This is a genomic window from Enterococcus sp. DIV0756, from assembly GCF_051710745.1.
Taxonomy (GTDB): domain Bacteria; phylum Bacillota; class Bacilli; order Lactobacillales; family Enterococcaceae; genus Enterococcus_A.
Genome location: NZ_JBIOLF010000002.1, coordinates 1152096 through 1166138, shown reverse-complemented (window position 1 = coordinate 1166138; position 14043 = coordinate 1152096). Strand labels below are relative to the sequence as shown.

Sequence of the window (14043 nt, the reverse complement as noted above, 5' to 3'; positions counted from 1 at the left end):
CAAAAAGCAAAACAGCGATAACGGTACAAGTGATTTTCTTCAGTTGTGATCAAATTTGAGAAAAACGTTTATTCTCTTAACGCACATCCATTTCCAAGTAATCTCCAAACGATAGCTGAACTCAAAGTACAAATAACTCTATTTCTAATAAATCTGTCACTATAATTAAAACATTTTTTTAACACTTTAAATATGAGGTAGAAATATATATAACCCGAAAATACGATCATTATTTTTATCATTCATATAACTTTTGGGTTTTTAGTTATTGAAAAAATGATTTTAAATTTGAAATTTGAGGGTGTGCAAAAAGATACTAGGGAAGGCTAGACAAAATAAAGCAGGAGACTTCTACGAAATGTCTCCTGCTTTAGATGATATTCAGTTTAGCAAATCATTTAAGCTTGTACACCAAGTATCGAGCCTTTGAGATAAGCTTCTATTTACAGTAGTGTCCTTGCTTTGCGTATTATTTTCTTTCCAAACAAGGTTACCGCAAAGACCGTACAGCCGACAAAACCAATCACTGCGATAACAATAATCGATTGGAATCTGGTTTCAAGTCCAAACAAACTAGACATCGTTTTGAATAGTAAGAAACTGATTACGCTCATAATGAATGTTGCCTGAAAGACTTTTTCATAATAATTCCGTGTGTAAGCGATAGGGTGGATATCAAATTCATAAACAATATATCTGTAGATAGCAATAATTACACCGATTGTACTAACAGTGGTCGCTACAGACAAACCTATCCCTTCAAATAAATAGATGCACGGCACTTGCAATAGGAGCTTTAACAAAATAAGCTGACAAGTAAAAGACACCGCCTTTTTATGTGCGTTCAAAGATTGTAGGATCGATAATAGTACACTGAGAATTCCTAAGAAGAATGTGCTAACGATCGTTACAGCTAGATAGATACTAGCATTCAAATTATAACCAAAAAAAACGGTATTCAACGGGACACAAAGAATGAGCATTCCGATTGATGAAGGAATCAAAAAGGTCAATGTCAATCGCAAAATGTCTGCAATACTAGACTGACGTTCACCCTTTGTCCAAACCACACTGAGCATTGGGAGAGACGTTATTGTGACTGAACTGATTAGTGCTAATAATATCGGTGCCAGCTTGTTGGGATTCGCAGAAGCTAAAGTATACAATGTCTGCAAACTAGCAGACCCCATTGCTGGAAATACTACCGAAAAGATCGATTTTATTGAAAACTGATCAATCAATTGCAGGATGGAAATAACGGCACCCACAAAAACAAACGGCAATGATTCGCGAATAATTTCCTTCGCTACATTTTTCGTTCTTCGGACTAAATTGAATGGTGGTGCGATAAAATCCTGTAGACGAAACAGATCTTTTTTCTTTCCAGACCAAAGTAGATGGAAAATCGCGAACAGCCCGCCGATACACGATGCAAAGGTACTGATAACCACCGCAGATAAGATACTCCCGTTGGAAACAATACGAATAAAATAGGTTCCTGCAAGAATGATAATTACACGAACCACCTGTTCGATCACTTGAGAAACACCAAACGGAACACTCATATTCAGACCTTGAAAGTACCCTCTCATTGCGCTCAATATAGGAATGAGTAATAATGAGAGACATAGACTACGCATCGCAGTCGTGCCAGCCCCGTGATCAACAATTGGGCTAATTCTGCTTAATGCAGGTGCAAAAATAAACATTAAGACGGCTGAGATAATCCCTATGATTTCCATGACAGCTAAACCGCTTTGAAATAATTCTCTTACCTTATTCTGGTTTCCTTTAGCATTTAACTCAGCAATCTTTTTTGCAATCCCGCTTGGAAATCCCGCTGTTCCCAGTGACAAAAACAACGCATAGGGTAAATAAGCGACATTATAGAGTGCCTGAGCAGATTGTTGGTCCTGTGTGTTCCCCATGAAGATCAGCCAAGGAATTAAATAGACAAATCCAAGTACTTTACAAACGATATTTGATAAAGACAACCAAAACGTCCCAGTAACCAATTTGTTTTTCACTTCTTTATACCCCCATCTTAATAAACAAGTATAAAATTTTTCACCTTAGTTATAAAAGCTTGAAAGATAAGCTTTAAGTATACTTAAAGAACAGATGGAATTTTGAACATATAAAGAGAGACTCAAAACTTGAGCCTCTTCCTCTATCTATAGATACTTCTTCGGCGTCTTCAGCATTCTCAATGCATTTAGAATAACCACGATCGTACTGCCTTCATGGAGGATCACACCAGTGGTAATGTCCAGCTTGCCAAGAAAGTTCAATGTGACTAACGTTAGCACAACAACCATTGAAAAGGCGATGTTTTGCCACGTGATTTTGTCCATTTTCTTACTTAATTGATGCGCATAAACCAACTTGGACAGGTCATTTTTCATTAGAACGAGATCAGCCACATCCATCGCGACATCTGTTCCATCGCCCATCGCAATACCAACATCCGCAGTAACAAGTGCAGGTGCATCATTGATTCCATCACCTAGCATAGCGGTTGAACCGTATGTTTCCTGTTGTTCTTTAACAATCTTCGCTTTGTCTTCCGGCATCACGTTGGCAATGACCTCATCAACACCGATTTGTTTTCCGACCGCTTCACCAGTTAGCTTTGCATCGCCTGTGATCATGGTCGTATGAAGGCCGACTTGCTTGAAGTAGCTTATCGCTGCTTTTGCGTCTTGATTCGGTACATCCATCAATGCAATCAAGCCAATTACTGTCTCATTTTTCCCGAAGAATACTACCGTTTTCCCGTCTGCAGAGAATTGTTTTTCCTTTTCTTTATAGATAAAGGAAGCTTTTTCAAAGGAGGCAGGTTTTCCGATACGATAGTTGTTGCCTGCATAGTTCGTCGATAACCCACGGCCGACTTGATTTTCTACGTCAAGCTGAAGCGCCCTCGTTTCGGGAAAATTATTGATGATCGCTGTGGCTAATGGATGGTTCGATTGTTTTTCCATAGCCACTATAATATCAATAAGTTCGTTTTGATCCACTCCCTGTTCGAAAACAGAATTGGTCACTACCGGTTTGCCATTTGTTAGTGTCCCTGTTTTATCAAAGGAAATGGCTTTTAGGCCTTGTAGTTTAGATAGATACGCCCCGCCTTTTACCAACACACCTTTTTTAGATAAATTGGAAATTGTCGCTAAAGTCGTTGGGACAGCACTTGCGGCAAGCGCGCAGGGTGAAACAGAAATCAAATAGACCATACTGCGATACAAACTGACTTCCCAGCTCCAGCCAAAAATATAGGGTCCGGCAAGTAACACGAATGGAAACAAGGCTAAAACGATCGTCACATATTTGGGTTCCAAACGTTGAATCAGTGTAGCTGTTTTAGTCAAACTTTCTTGCGATTGCTTCACCATTTGCAAGATTTTTGAAAAGACTGTTTCCGAGCTATCCTTGGTGACCTTCATAGTGAAAGTGCCGGAACCGTTGATCGTACTCCCATAAACCTCATCCCCGACCGTCTTCTCTTTAGGAATACTTTCGCCATTGATGGGGGATTCGTCAATCGAAGTGTTTCCGCTTAAAATCACGCCATCGGTTGGTACCTGTGCCCCATTAAGAACCTGCAACCTATCGCCCACCTTTACCTCATCGACAGGAACTATTTGCGTACTGCCATCAGGATAAACAATTCTGGCTTCTGTCGGATTTAGATTCAATAAGTTCGTAATTTCTCGTTTGCTTTTTCCATCTACGTAATCCTCTAAGAAATGCGCTGCCGCAAAAATCACGATCAGCATGGCGGCTTCCTCGTATTTGCCAATCACGATCGCACCGGCAGCAGCTAAAGCCATCAAAAAATGAACATTTGGCTGAAATTTTTTGGCACTGTGTGAATTTCTGATCGTATCACCGACACCTTCAAGGATAATATGATACCCTGCAGTAATAACAGAGAGAATAAATGCCATACTTGAATAAAAACTGCTGGAACCCTCCAAAATGAAGCCTGCTAGAAATGCCGCAAGTCCGACAAAAAACAGTATGATCGTGAGTTTTCCTCCATGATTATGACTATGTTCATGGCTGTGGGTAGTGTCCTGATTATGAAGTGGTATGCTCCCTTTTTCCATAATACGTTCCTCTTTTCATCATGATTTTATATGAATGCTCATTCATATGTTTAAACCAAGTATATATGAATACATATTCATATGTCAAGCGGATAGCTAGTCTTTTTCCATAAAAAAGAACACTTTATCAGAAATACTTCTCATAAAGTGTTCTCTATCACGAGAAAGAAACTTCAATTAATCCACCGATTTCAATGCCTCCAGCATATCAATAGTTTTCAAACGATGATTAATGATAAAACCTAGAATAATCGTCACAACGACAATAATGATCGTTGGTACAATAAAGCTTATGCTGGAAAGTGCCGGATTAAACATCACATCATTTGGCGGGACAGCGGTAAGAATGAATTGATGCAGCCACTCGCCTAACCCAAAGCCAAATAAGATGCCAATCGCTGTCAATAGCATGGTTTCGCGGTAAATATACAAAGTGACCTCCTTATCAAAAAATCCCAATACTTTAATGGTAGAAAGCTCACGAATTCGTTCAGACACATTGATATTCGTTAAATTATATAGAATGACGACGGCCAACAGCACAGCAACTAGAACCAAGACCTCCATAATTTTATTCAGTGAATTAACAATCATAGTGATTTGACTAGTCATCGTTGTATTCTGTACGACTCCAACCACACCTGCCAAATCAATAAACTTCGCAGCTTGTTCCTTCGTATTTTTCTCAGAAGCATCCTTTAAATTAACCAATGAGGCATTGGAATGGAAATCCTGCTTAAAGACAGATTGATATTCATTTTGATTCATAAACATGAAGTGTCCCATGTACATCTCGGTGATTCCTTCCACCTTCACAGTTCGCTTCTGATTCTCCGCATCCTTCACCTTTATCTCGTCACCGACTTCTGCCTTTAGTAATTTCGCTAATCGTTCCGTGATGATTACACCGTCATCTTTCAGCTGCAATTCTTTTTTTGTTTTGCGATCATTTAACTGAATATAATCCGAAAAATTTTGTGTTTTCTCTGGCACGATTAATTTGATCTCTTGTGTGTCGCCAGCTGCTCCGGCCGTTTTAGTCACAGTTTCATAATGAACCGATGCATATTCCTTTACTGTAGGGTCTGTTAATTGCTGCTGGATTGCATTTTTTTGGGCAGGCGTCAGTATATCTGATTCAGCCACGATCATATCGTAACGGATCAATTCGCCAAATTGGCGTTCATTAATCCCTTCAATCGAGTGCTGGACGCTAAACCCGGCAAACAACAATGCCACAGAGCCTGCCACCCCAAATATCGTCATCAGCATGCGTTTTTTATACCGAAAAAGATTCCGGGCCGTTACTTTATGCGTGAAGCTCAAACGATTCCAAATAAACGGGATTCTCTCCAGTAAAATACGAGAACCTTGCGCTGGAGCCTTTGGCAGCAGCAAATCTGCTGGCCGTTCCCTTAGCTCTTTTTTGGCAGAGAGCAAAGCAGGTATCACTGCACTAATGAACGCTAAAACACAGGCAATCACAGAAATTTCCCAATGAAATTCAAGCTGAATCTTAGGTATGGTAAAGCCTTCATGATACGTATTGTAGACGATTAACGGCAGCAGCGTGTGCCCCAAAATGATTCCAATAATTGTGCCCGCCATGCTCGAACTTAATCCGTAAACAACAAATTTCTTATAAATGTCCTTATCTGTATAGCCTAACGCCTTCAGTGCGCCGGAATTTTTTCGCTCCTCATCAACAAAACGCCCCATTGTAGTGAAGGTGACAAGAGCAGCAACCAGAAAAAGAAAAACTGGAAAGACATTTGCTAGAGCATCGACGATTGTCGAAATACTGTTATAGATTTTATAGCCTTCGGAGCCCGGTGCTTCCCGTCGACTATTAACAAGGTAGACAGGCTGTTTCAATTGATCCAACGTTTTTTGTGCATCTGCTATCTGACTTTCACCTGTCATTAATTTCTTTTGCACTTCTTCTTTTTTCACATCAAACTGTTTGCGTTGGTTTTGATAGTCCGCTTCTTTTTGAACCAGCTCCTGCTCACTTGCCAGTAACTGCGCTTTTAATTGTTCAGGAACATAGTCCGTTTGTGCCGCTTTTTGCTTTTGCATTTCTAGTTCTTGACGCGCAGCTGTCAGTTGTTCTCTGACCGCTTCCAACTGAGATTGACCATCAGATAGTTGTGCTCTAGCATCAGTCAGTTGTTTTTTTTCATCACTCACTTTCGTTTGATACTCTGCTTTTATCGCAGTTAATCGTGCAGCTGGCTGTTCCTTCAATTGCTCATCCAGATCATCCTTATGCTTTTGAACCTTCTCTTTATAGTCATCTGTATAAGGGTTCAAATTTCGAGTATCGTTAAAGGTCATGCGTGCAATCATATAATAGGGCGAATCAAAATTCGCAGAATTTACAATTCCAAAGCCATCCAGTTCACCAGTACCTGCTGTTGACTGGCCGCGATTGAGCGACGAGATAACCTCAGGAGAATCGACAAATCCAACAATTTTGAAGCGATCTTTTTTTAATCGCTTCGAATTTGTGCTATCTGCCTTTTCAGAAAAGCGAATCGTATCACCTAATTTATATTCTTCCACATATTTTGCATCTAAGGCGATCTCGTTGTCTTTTTGTGGTAAGTGCCCTTTTTCTATTTGATAAGTAGAAACATCTTTTGTTTTAGAGAAGATCCGAAAACTTTCCGTGGAGTTTTTCTTGGTAACATCCTTGAAGTAGCCATAATCAATTTGACGCACACCAGCGGTCTTTCCGATTGCCTTTTGATCGGAGTCATCGAGCCCGTAGCTGCCGATTACCGTTATATCTGCCATATTCAACTCAGAAAAATAGGTTTTCCCGGTTTCTCGCATGTCGGGACCAGTCACTTTCAGTCCTACCAATGCAAAAGAACTAATCATCATTAACAATAAAATTGAGATAAATCGTCCTTTTGAGTGTTTAAACGAGCGAAAAATATCCTTCCATAATGCTTTCTTTTTGATCATCGTTTCCACCTACCATTCAATTTCAGATATCTGTTTAGGGTATTGATTTATAGTAACTTCCTTTACCTGCGCATCGTGCATCCGAATCACGCGGTCAGCGATAGGAGCCAGCGCCGCATTATGAGTCACAATGATAACGGTTGATCCTTTTTCGCGACTCATATCCTGCAATATTTGCAGCACTTGCTTGCCAGTCTGGTAGTCCAAAGCCCCTGTGGGTTCGTCACAGAGTAAAATTTTCGGATTTTTCGCTACTGCTCGAGCAATCGTTACTCGCTGCTGTTCCCCGCCAGATAATTGTGCAGGAAAGTTCTCCATGCGATTTTTTAACCCTACTTCTGCTAGGACTTGCTTGGGATCTGTTGCGTCGGTGACAATCTCAGAAGCCAGCTCAACATTTTCCTTCGCCGTCAGATTGGGAACCAAATTGTAAAATTGAAAAACAAATCCGACACTTTCTCGGCGATAAACGGTCAATTGTTTGGCAGAATAATCGGCAATATTGTTTCCATCAATAATTACCTGTCCTTTTGTATTTTTGTCCATCCCGCCAAGTATATTCAATACTGTCGATTTTCCAGCTCCTGATGGCCCCAACACGATCGCCAATTCTCCCTTCTCGACTTGGAAAGAAACATCCTTGTTCGCCAGGATTTCCGTATCCCCCATGTGATAGCTTTTATAATTGTGAACCATTTCAATGTAACTCATAAAACATCCTCCTTATTTCAACAACGTGTTGATTGAATAATGGAATTAGTATAGAATTAATATGCGTTCGATACAATATACACTTTCTCCGATTCTGTTTAATTAAGGAGGATCATCATGGTAAAAAAGAGAAAAACAGCCAGTAAGCTAGCAATCAAACAAGCTTTCACTCGATTGATTCATGAAAAAGGCTTTGAGAGCTTGACGGTGATGGAGATTGCCCGTGAAGCTGGTATCAATCGAGGGACCTTTTACACGCACTATATTGATAAGTATGATTTGATGGAAAAATTAGAAATGGAAACAATCGAAGACCTGAAGAAAATTTTACTGCGGCCCAATGAAGGTGACGTCAATGATCCGTTGGAGCTGATTCCTTATCCATTGATTTTAGAAGCCTTGGTTTATGTCAAAAAGGATTTTGATTTTGTCAGCGCAATTGCCGGACCTGGCGGCGATCGGCATTTTGTTTCAAGGATCAAGGGCATCTTATCCGAGCTGATTGAATCAAAAATTAACCAATCTACTTCACTCGAATTCAAAAAAGAAAATCTTCCAGAAGACTATGCCTTGGAGATTCTCTTATCAAGTATCGTAGCGATTATCTTACTTTGGATTAAGAAGGGCGGCGTAGAATCACCCGAAGATATTGCGACCATGGTTCACAAAGCACGTCAGATATCCCCGTATGAATTATTGATTTAGCACAAGCTTCAGAATAAAGCAAAAAACCATTTTACTATCCAAAACAATAGTAAAATGGTTTTTTGCTTTCTATTTGTAAAGTTTTTTTCACACATAATTTACGATAGGATTCTTCAGTTGCTGATTAAACGCTCACTTTTCCAGCAGCCCCATTGCCTGCTTTGCCCAATTAGAGTCTTTAAAGATTGCCCGTCCGACACCAATCATATCGGCTTTTTCTTCTCGTAATAATTTTTCCGCGACAGCCGCATCCACGATCCCGCCTGTCAGGATCACTGGTATCTCAACATTTCGTTTGATCGCCTCAGTCAGATCGCTAAAATAGCCCTGCTCCTTAGAATAAGGATTGATATAGGAACTGAACCCGCCAGAAATATCCAATAAATCGATTCCGGCTTTTTCAAAGGCTTGCGCGGCAATCATGCTGTCTTCAATCGTGGTACCGCCATCCGTGTGATCACTAGCTCCTAATCGAATCGCCAACGGATAATCTGCGCCAACTGCTTCGCGAACAGCCTGAATAATTTCTAAATGCAGTCTTATCCTGCCTTCAATGGTTTGTCCGTTGTACTGATCCGTCCGCTGATTCGTCAAAGGAGAATAGAACTGTGTCAGCAAATACGCATGAGCAGAATGAATCTCTACCCCATCGAAACCGGCATCTTTGGCCCTAACTGCCGCTGCCGCAAACTCAGCAATCACCTGTTGAATATCTTTCGTCGTCATTTCAATCGGCAACGCATCATTTTTGGCGAATTTTGCATGCTGGACAGCACTTGCACTTTTTGGCAGACAACCAATAATGTCCTGCTTGGCTCTGGCACCCGCATGATTGATTTGGGCAAACGTTTTGGTGTTATTTTGATGGATCGTTTGGACTAATTTGGTTAGCCCAGCAACATCACTGTCCTTAGCAATCGATAGTTGCCCATTACCAGCCTTCCCCTCGGGACTAATATAGCTGTGCTCGGTAATCAATAAGCCAATGTATCCACCTGCTGATTTTTCCGCGTAATACTGGCAAAGTTCCTCGGTTACTCTGCCGTCCTCTTGTGATTTTGACGTGGCGATTGGCGGCATAACCAGACGGTTTGGTAATTCCAAATTTCCAACGTTGATCGGTGATCCTAACAAACTCATAACTGCTCCTCCTTTGTTCAATCGACAAAACGAACGATTTCTTTCTGCTACTAGTTTATCAGGTTAATCACAGGCTTAATAGTGATTTTGAACGGATTTATCACGATTTTTTAGCATTTGAACAGTCGAAAAACAACGTCTTAACGAGGAGATTTTTAGCTAATTTGATATACTTATCTAAAAGAGGAACGGAGTCTGCTTATGGAAAGAACACTGATCATTATCAAACCAGACGGCGTGGCCCGCTGTTTGACAGGAAAGATTGTACAACGGATTGAAGACAAGGGCTTGACCATTACAAAAATGGTGAAAACGACTTTAGAAACGCCAAAGGTCGAAGCTCACTATGCACACCTGAAGGATCGTCCGTTTTTCTCAGATTTAGTCGCATATATGACAACCGGACCGGTTATTTTATTAGAAGTCACAGGGGAAAACGTGATTCAAGTCATGCGCAATCTAGCTGGACCAACAGATTCCTGCAAAGCGCCTGCTGGAACCATCCGCGGTGATTTCGGAACCAGTGTCACCCAAAATGTGATTCATGCTTCTGATTCAGTTGAAGCTGCTGAATCGGAGCTCCAGCGCTTTTTCTAATAGAAAACACGGAAAGTATCCAACATTAGAGCTCGTGTTGGATACTTTCCGTGTAATTTATTCTTTGGTTAAATCCCGCATAAAAAAGACCGTATCGACGTCCATTAAATGATAATCCTTTGGCATGTCTGCTTTATCGATCAATTCGAAATGATTCTTCTTGTAGAATTTCTGTGCCGCCTTTAACACATCAACGGTTCCTAGATATAAACGTTCATACCCCTGAGCCTTACAGTAGGCAACTAGCGTCTCCAGCAGTTTCCTTCCCACTTGCTTTTCTCCGCGAAATTCTTGAGCGGCGAACATTTTTTTAATCGCTCCGCAATGATTTTCCAATTTGACTAGCGCGATTGTGCCAACGACTTTCCCTTCGGATAACGCCACCCAAAAGTTCCCACCGGTCTCGATGTATTCTTCTCTTATTCGTAAAAGATCCGGCTGGTCCTCGATGCTGATAGCGATATCAAACTCCTCTCTTTGGATCGGAAGAATCAAATCAACGATTTCTTGTGTGTATGGTTCGTCAAAAGGGACAATTGATATTTCTGCCATTTGAAACACTCCTCTATCAATGATTGGTATTTTTCTTAAACACTTTCTATTCATAAAGCTTCTACTACTAAAACTTTCCATTCATAAAGAAAAATTACTTTCTTCTTTACTACTTGCTCTCAAGCTCATTTGGCACAACTTTGGCTAAAACCTCTTCGATCGTCTTCATCGCGGCAACCAGTTTCTGATAATTGGCTTCATCTAAAGGTTCTAATAGTTCCCACACCTTGCGATCAGACTGTTCTTCCACGTATTGGTTTAATTCTATCCCCTTTTCACTGAGAAAAAGATGCCGCATTCTAGTATCATCAGGATTTTTTTCTTTGTAAATATAGTCATCTCGTTCCAGTCGGCTTAGTAGTCGGCTTAAATAGCTTTTTTTAATATTCAAACACGTCGTCAACTCATTTGCGGTAATACCGGGATGACGACCAATTTCTCCCAGAAGCCGCATCTCGATCATTGAATAATCCAGATCAAAAACTTTCTGATCAAATACACCTAGAATTCTGGTGTAGTACCGATTAAATCTTCTGACATCATGAGTATCCAAAAGATGTCCCTCCCTTCGAAAATAGTTTACTTTATCAACTTAATCGAAGTATAGTTCTTTTAGTTTACTTAATCAACTATTTAACCTTCAATCAAGCAAGTCACTAAAATTATCCTTGAGTTAGAATAAAAGACTTGTGGAAACACGAAGAATGATTTATTCTATCTGAGGTACGTATCATGCAACATTAGGAGGAGATCATGATGACACATTCATCTTGTATCGTACGCTCAAAGAACAATCCTACTTATTAAACGATTAGTTCTTTGACGGAAAAGTAATTTTCCTCAAAGAGAGAAATGAGGAAAATCAACCATGAATACAGAAAATAATGTTTTAACCCCATACGAATATTGGTATTGCAAACAGCAGGTCAGCGAACTTGTCAGCGCCTACCATTCAGTGAACGACAAGCAAACCGTCGTCACTTTACAAACATTGATCCAAGGAAAGACCGAAGAATTTTTCGGCCGCAATCCTTTACTAGCCGCATATTGGGAACAATTTATGAATACTGCGCTCACACGCGACAAATTCGAAAAGCTGTTTGAAGAGATGAAACAGTTCGTTATTCCGATGGCTATCCCATCAACGAAGCAGATTGAAAAAAGCTTTCGTAAAGTCAAGAAAATGCATTATCCTGACATGGAAGCGAAAGATTTTCGAGAATTAAGCTATTTGGGCTGGAACGACAGCGGCACCAATCGTAAATACTTGATTCGAAAAATTGACGGGCGCTTTACCGGTGCCTATGGCAGCTTTAGTACTGATGTGCAAAAAGGGCATTGTGCTATTTGTAATCAGATCAGCACCGTCGCTTTCTTTTTAGCAACCACTAAATCCGCAGGAGACGGAACTTATACTAAAAAAGGCAACTACATTTGTACCGATAGCGATCAATGCAATCGCCAACTGACACAAGTAGAAACCTTAGATCGCTTCTGGGAGACAGTGACAAAATAATTAAAATAAGAGAGGAAACATACAGGTGAATGTATGTTTCCTCTCTTTTCGGTTGTTTCAATTTTCTTCCACTTCACGGGCATACTCTTTACTAGCCTCATACATAGAAATCGCGCGTTTTCGTTGTTCCTTATGTTCAACAATGGGTCTTGGATAGTCTTTATCCAAAATTACGTCATATTCTTCTTGTTCTGCCTGCGTCATTTTCTCTGGTTGATGGATCAGCTTTTCGGGAACATTTTTCAATTCCTTCACATATTTCTTGATGAATTTGCCTTCTTTATCGAACTTTTGTGATTGCGTCGTAGGGTTGAACACGCGAAAATACGGTACAGCATCGGTTCCAGTTGAAGCGGCCCACTGCCAGCCACCGATATTGCTGGCAGGATCATAATCGATCAATTGCTGCTGGAAATACTGCTCACCCCAGCGCCAATCGATTAACAAATCCTTCGTCAAAAAAGAAGCGGTGATCATCCGCAGACGATTGTGCATCCATCCGGTTTCGTTCAGTTGACGCATCGCTGCATCAACGATCGGAAAGCCGGTTTTGCCTTCTTGCCATTTTTTGAACTTTTCCTGATCGTTTTCCCAACGAATGAAACGAAATTGTGCTTGGATTGGTTCATTTTGTTGACGAGGATGATTCGTAAAGATCATATTGTAGAAATCCCGCCAACACAATTCTTTTTGAAAGGTATTAAGTCCTTGAGAGCTTTTCTCCTCTTGTAAAGTCTGCCAAACCGTTCGAATCGAAAGTTCTCCCGTTCTTAAATACCGAGACAAATGACTGGTTTGATCTAAGCTTGGGATGTCGCGAGCCTTTTCATAGTTTCCCACTGATTTTTTGACGAATTTCTTTAATTGACGCTGTGCTGCCTCTTCGCCAAGATTTTTAACCTTCGGTAAGTTAGCGACTAGCTCCTCAAACTTTTGCTCGTCAGCAGGAAATAGCACCTTTGAATAGACCGATTCAGCTTGAAATTGGACCTTCAATGGTGTTTCCTTTACGCGTTCCTTCCATTGATTGTAGTAAGGAGTGAATACTTTATAGGCTTCCCCCTGTTGATTTTTGATCTCATTTGCTCCATGAAGGTAATGATCTTGAAAACGAAAATAATCAATCGCATGTTGTCGGAAAAATTGCTTTGCTTCTTCATCTCGTTTAGCACCAAAGCCGGTGGTATCTTCATTGAAATAAATTTTATTCCAATCCGGTAAAGCTTTTTTTAGTTGTTTAAACAATTCGGTTGGTTCTCCGTATTGAATTTGCAGCTGCGCCTTCTCATCGATTTTATCCTTAAAATAAGCCAGACTTGCAAAGAAAGCATGATGATTATGACTGTCTTTTAAAAATTGCGCTGGGTTAACTTGAAACAATAAAATTAACTCATCACCAGCAGCTAAATCTTGAAACGCATGATAAAGCGCTTTGTTGTCCTTTATCCTCAAATCCCGACGAAACCACATAACCGTCTGCATTCGATCAGCCTCCTTGGTAAAATAACCGTTCTTTATTCGAAATTACCATAGATTCTGAGAAAACGCATGCTATTGGCTTATCCTGCATTTTTGATTCATCGTTGAAGGGTTGACTATCCATAAAAAGATCGTGTAAAGACTTGCTGCGAGAGCATGTCCTTACACGTTTTTTTATCGCTTCGTCACATTTTTTCCAAACTTCCATTCTTTTGCACTTCTGTTGTGCATCACGAAGGAGTTAACGTTTAGGAAATA

11 protein-coding genes are annotated in these 14043 nt (G+C 40.4%); 3 read left to right on the top strand and 8 right to left on the bottom strand.

The features are described from left to right. Window positions 1-443: 443 nt before the first annotated feature. From IGI44_RS21900 to IGI44_RS21885, 4 genes are all read right to left on the bottom strand, one after another. Entirely contained in the window at window positions 444-2027 is a 1584-nt protein-coding gene (locus IGI44_RS21900; RefSeq protein WP_438790028.1) for an oligosaccharide flippase family protein, read from the bottom strand. Window positions 2028-2174: 147 nt separating this feature from the next. After that, window positions 2175-4112, bottom strand: a complete 1938-nt coding sequence (locus tag IGI44_RS21895; protein WP_438790027.1) for a heavy metal translocating P-type ATPase — start codon at window positions 4110-4112, stop codon at window positions 2175-2177. 177 nt (window positions 4113-4289) lie between these two features. After that, a complete protein-coding gene (locus tag IGI44_RS21890; protein WP_438790026.1) occupies window positions 4290-7085 on the bottom strand; it encodes an FtsX-like permease family protein in 2796 nt (931 codons plus the stop codon). Window positions 7086-7094: 9 nt separating this feature from the next. After that, window positions 7095-7796, bottom strand: coding sequence for an ABC transporter ATP-binding protein (locus IGI44_RS21885; protein ID WP_438790025.1), 702 nt, complete (start codon window positions 7794-7796; stop codon window positions 7095-7097). Window positions 7797-7913: 117 nt separating this feature from the next. Between IGI44_RS21885 and IGI44_RS21880 the strand changes: the two genes are divergently transcribed. Further along, window positions 7914-8501, top strand: a complete 588-nt coding sequence (locus tag IGI44_RS21880) for a TetR/AcrR family transcriptional regulator (protein ID WP_438790024.1) — start codon at window positions 7914-7916, stop codon at window positions 8499-8501. A gap of 132 nt (window positions 8502-8633) precedes the next feature. Here IGI44_RS21880 and IGI44_RS21875 read toward each other — a convergent pair whose 3' ends face one another. Further along, window positions 8634-9641: an NADH:flavin oxidoreductase gene (locus IGI44_RS21875; protein WP_438790023.1), complete on the bottom strand. Its 1008-nt coding sequence runs from the start codon at window positions 9639-9641 to the stop codon at window positions 8634-8636. Between the two features lie 201 nt (window positions 9642-9842). Between IGI44_RS21875 and ndk the strand changes: the two genes are divergently transcribed. Then, window positions 9843-10238 (top strand): nucleoside-diphosphate kinase, encoded by a 396-nt coding sequence (gene ndk / locus IGI44_RS21870; RefSeq protein ID WP_438790022.1) that lies wholly within the window; start codon window positions 9843-9845, stop codon window positions 10236-10238. A gap of 57 nt (window positions 10239-10295) precedes the next feature. Here the strand turns inward: ndk and IGI44_RS21865 are convergent, their stop codons facing one another. Further along, on the bottom strand, window positions 10296-10790 hold the full coding sequence (locus tag IGI44_RS21865; RefSeq protein ID WP_438790021.1) for a GNAT family N-acetyltransferase: 495 nt from the start codon (window positions 10788-10790) through the stop codon (window positions 10296-10298). A 109-nt stretch (window positions 10791-10899) separates the two neighbouring features. Then, window positions 10900-11343 carry a MarR family winged helix-turn-helix transcriptional regulator gene (locus IGI44_RS21860; RefSeq protein ID WP_438790020.1) on the bottom strand — a complete coding sequence of 148 codons (444 nt, stop codon included), beginning with the start codon at window positions 11341-11343 and terminating at the stop codon, window positions 10900-10902. 315 nt (window positions 11344-11658) lie between these two features. Between IGI44_RS21860 and IGI44_RS21855 the strand changes: the two genes are divergently transcribed. Then, window positions 11659-12306, top strand: coding sequence for a FusB/FusC family EF-G-binding protein (locus tag IGI44_RS21855; protein ID WP_438790019.1), 648 nt, complete (start codon window positions 11659-11661; stop codon window positions 12304-12306). Between the two features lie 57 nt (window positions 12307-12363). Here the strand turns inward: IGI44_RS21855 and IGI44_RS21850 are convergent, their stop codons facing one another. After that, on the bottom strand, window positions 12364-13788 hold the full coding sequence (locus IGI44_RS21850) for a cryptochrome/photolyase family protein (protein ID WP_438790018.1): 1425 nt from the start codon (window positions 13786-13788) through the stop codon (window positions 12364-12366). Window positions 13789-14043: the final 255 nt, after the last annotated feature.

Coding starts and splice junctions, on each gene's coding strand:
- IGI44_RS21895 (WP_438790027.1), bottom strand. CDS start 4,112: ATGGAAAAAGGGAGCATACCACTTCATAATCAGGACACTACCCACAGC.
- IGI44_RS21890 (WP_438790026.1), bottom strand. CDS start 7,085: ATGATCAAAAAGAAAGCATTATGGAAGGATATTTTTCGCTCGTTTAAA.
- IGI44_RS21885 (WP_438790025.1), bottom strand. CDS start 7,796: ATGAGTTACATTGAAATGGTTCACAATTATAAAAGCTATCACATGGGG.
- IGI44_RS21880 (WP_438790024.1), top strand. CDS start 7,914: ATGGTAAAAAAGAGAAAAACAGCCAGTAAGCTAGCAATCAAACAAGCT.
- IGI44_RS21875 (WP_438790023.1), bottom strand. CDS start 9,641: ATGAGTTTGTTAGGATCACCGATCAACGTTGGAAATTTGGAATTACCA.
- ndk (WP_438790022.1), top strand. CDS start 9,843: ATGGAAAGAACACTGATCATTATCAAACCAGACGGCGTGGCCCGCTGT.
- IGI44_RS21865 (WP_438790021.1), bottom strand. CDS start 10,790: ATGGCAGAAATATCAATTGTCCCTTTTGACGAACCATACACACAAGAA.
- IGI44_RS21855 (WP_438790019.1), top strand. CDS start 11,659: ATGAATACAGAAAATAATGTTTTAACCCCATACGAATATTGGTATTGC.
- IGI44_RS21850 (WP_438790018.1), bottom strand. CDS start 13,788: ATGCAGACGGTTATGTGGTTTCGTCGGGATTTGAGGATAAAGGACAAC.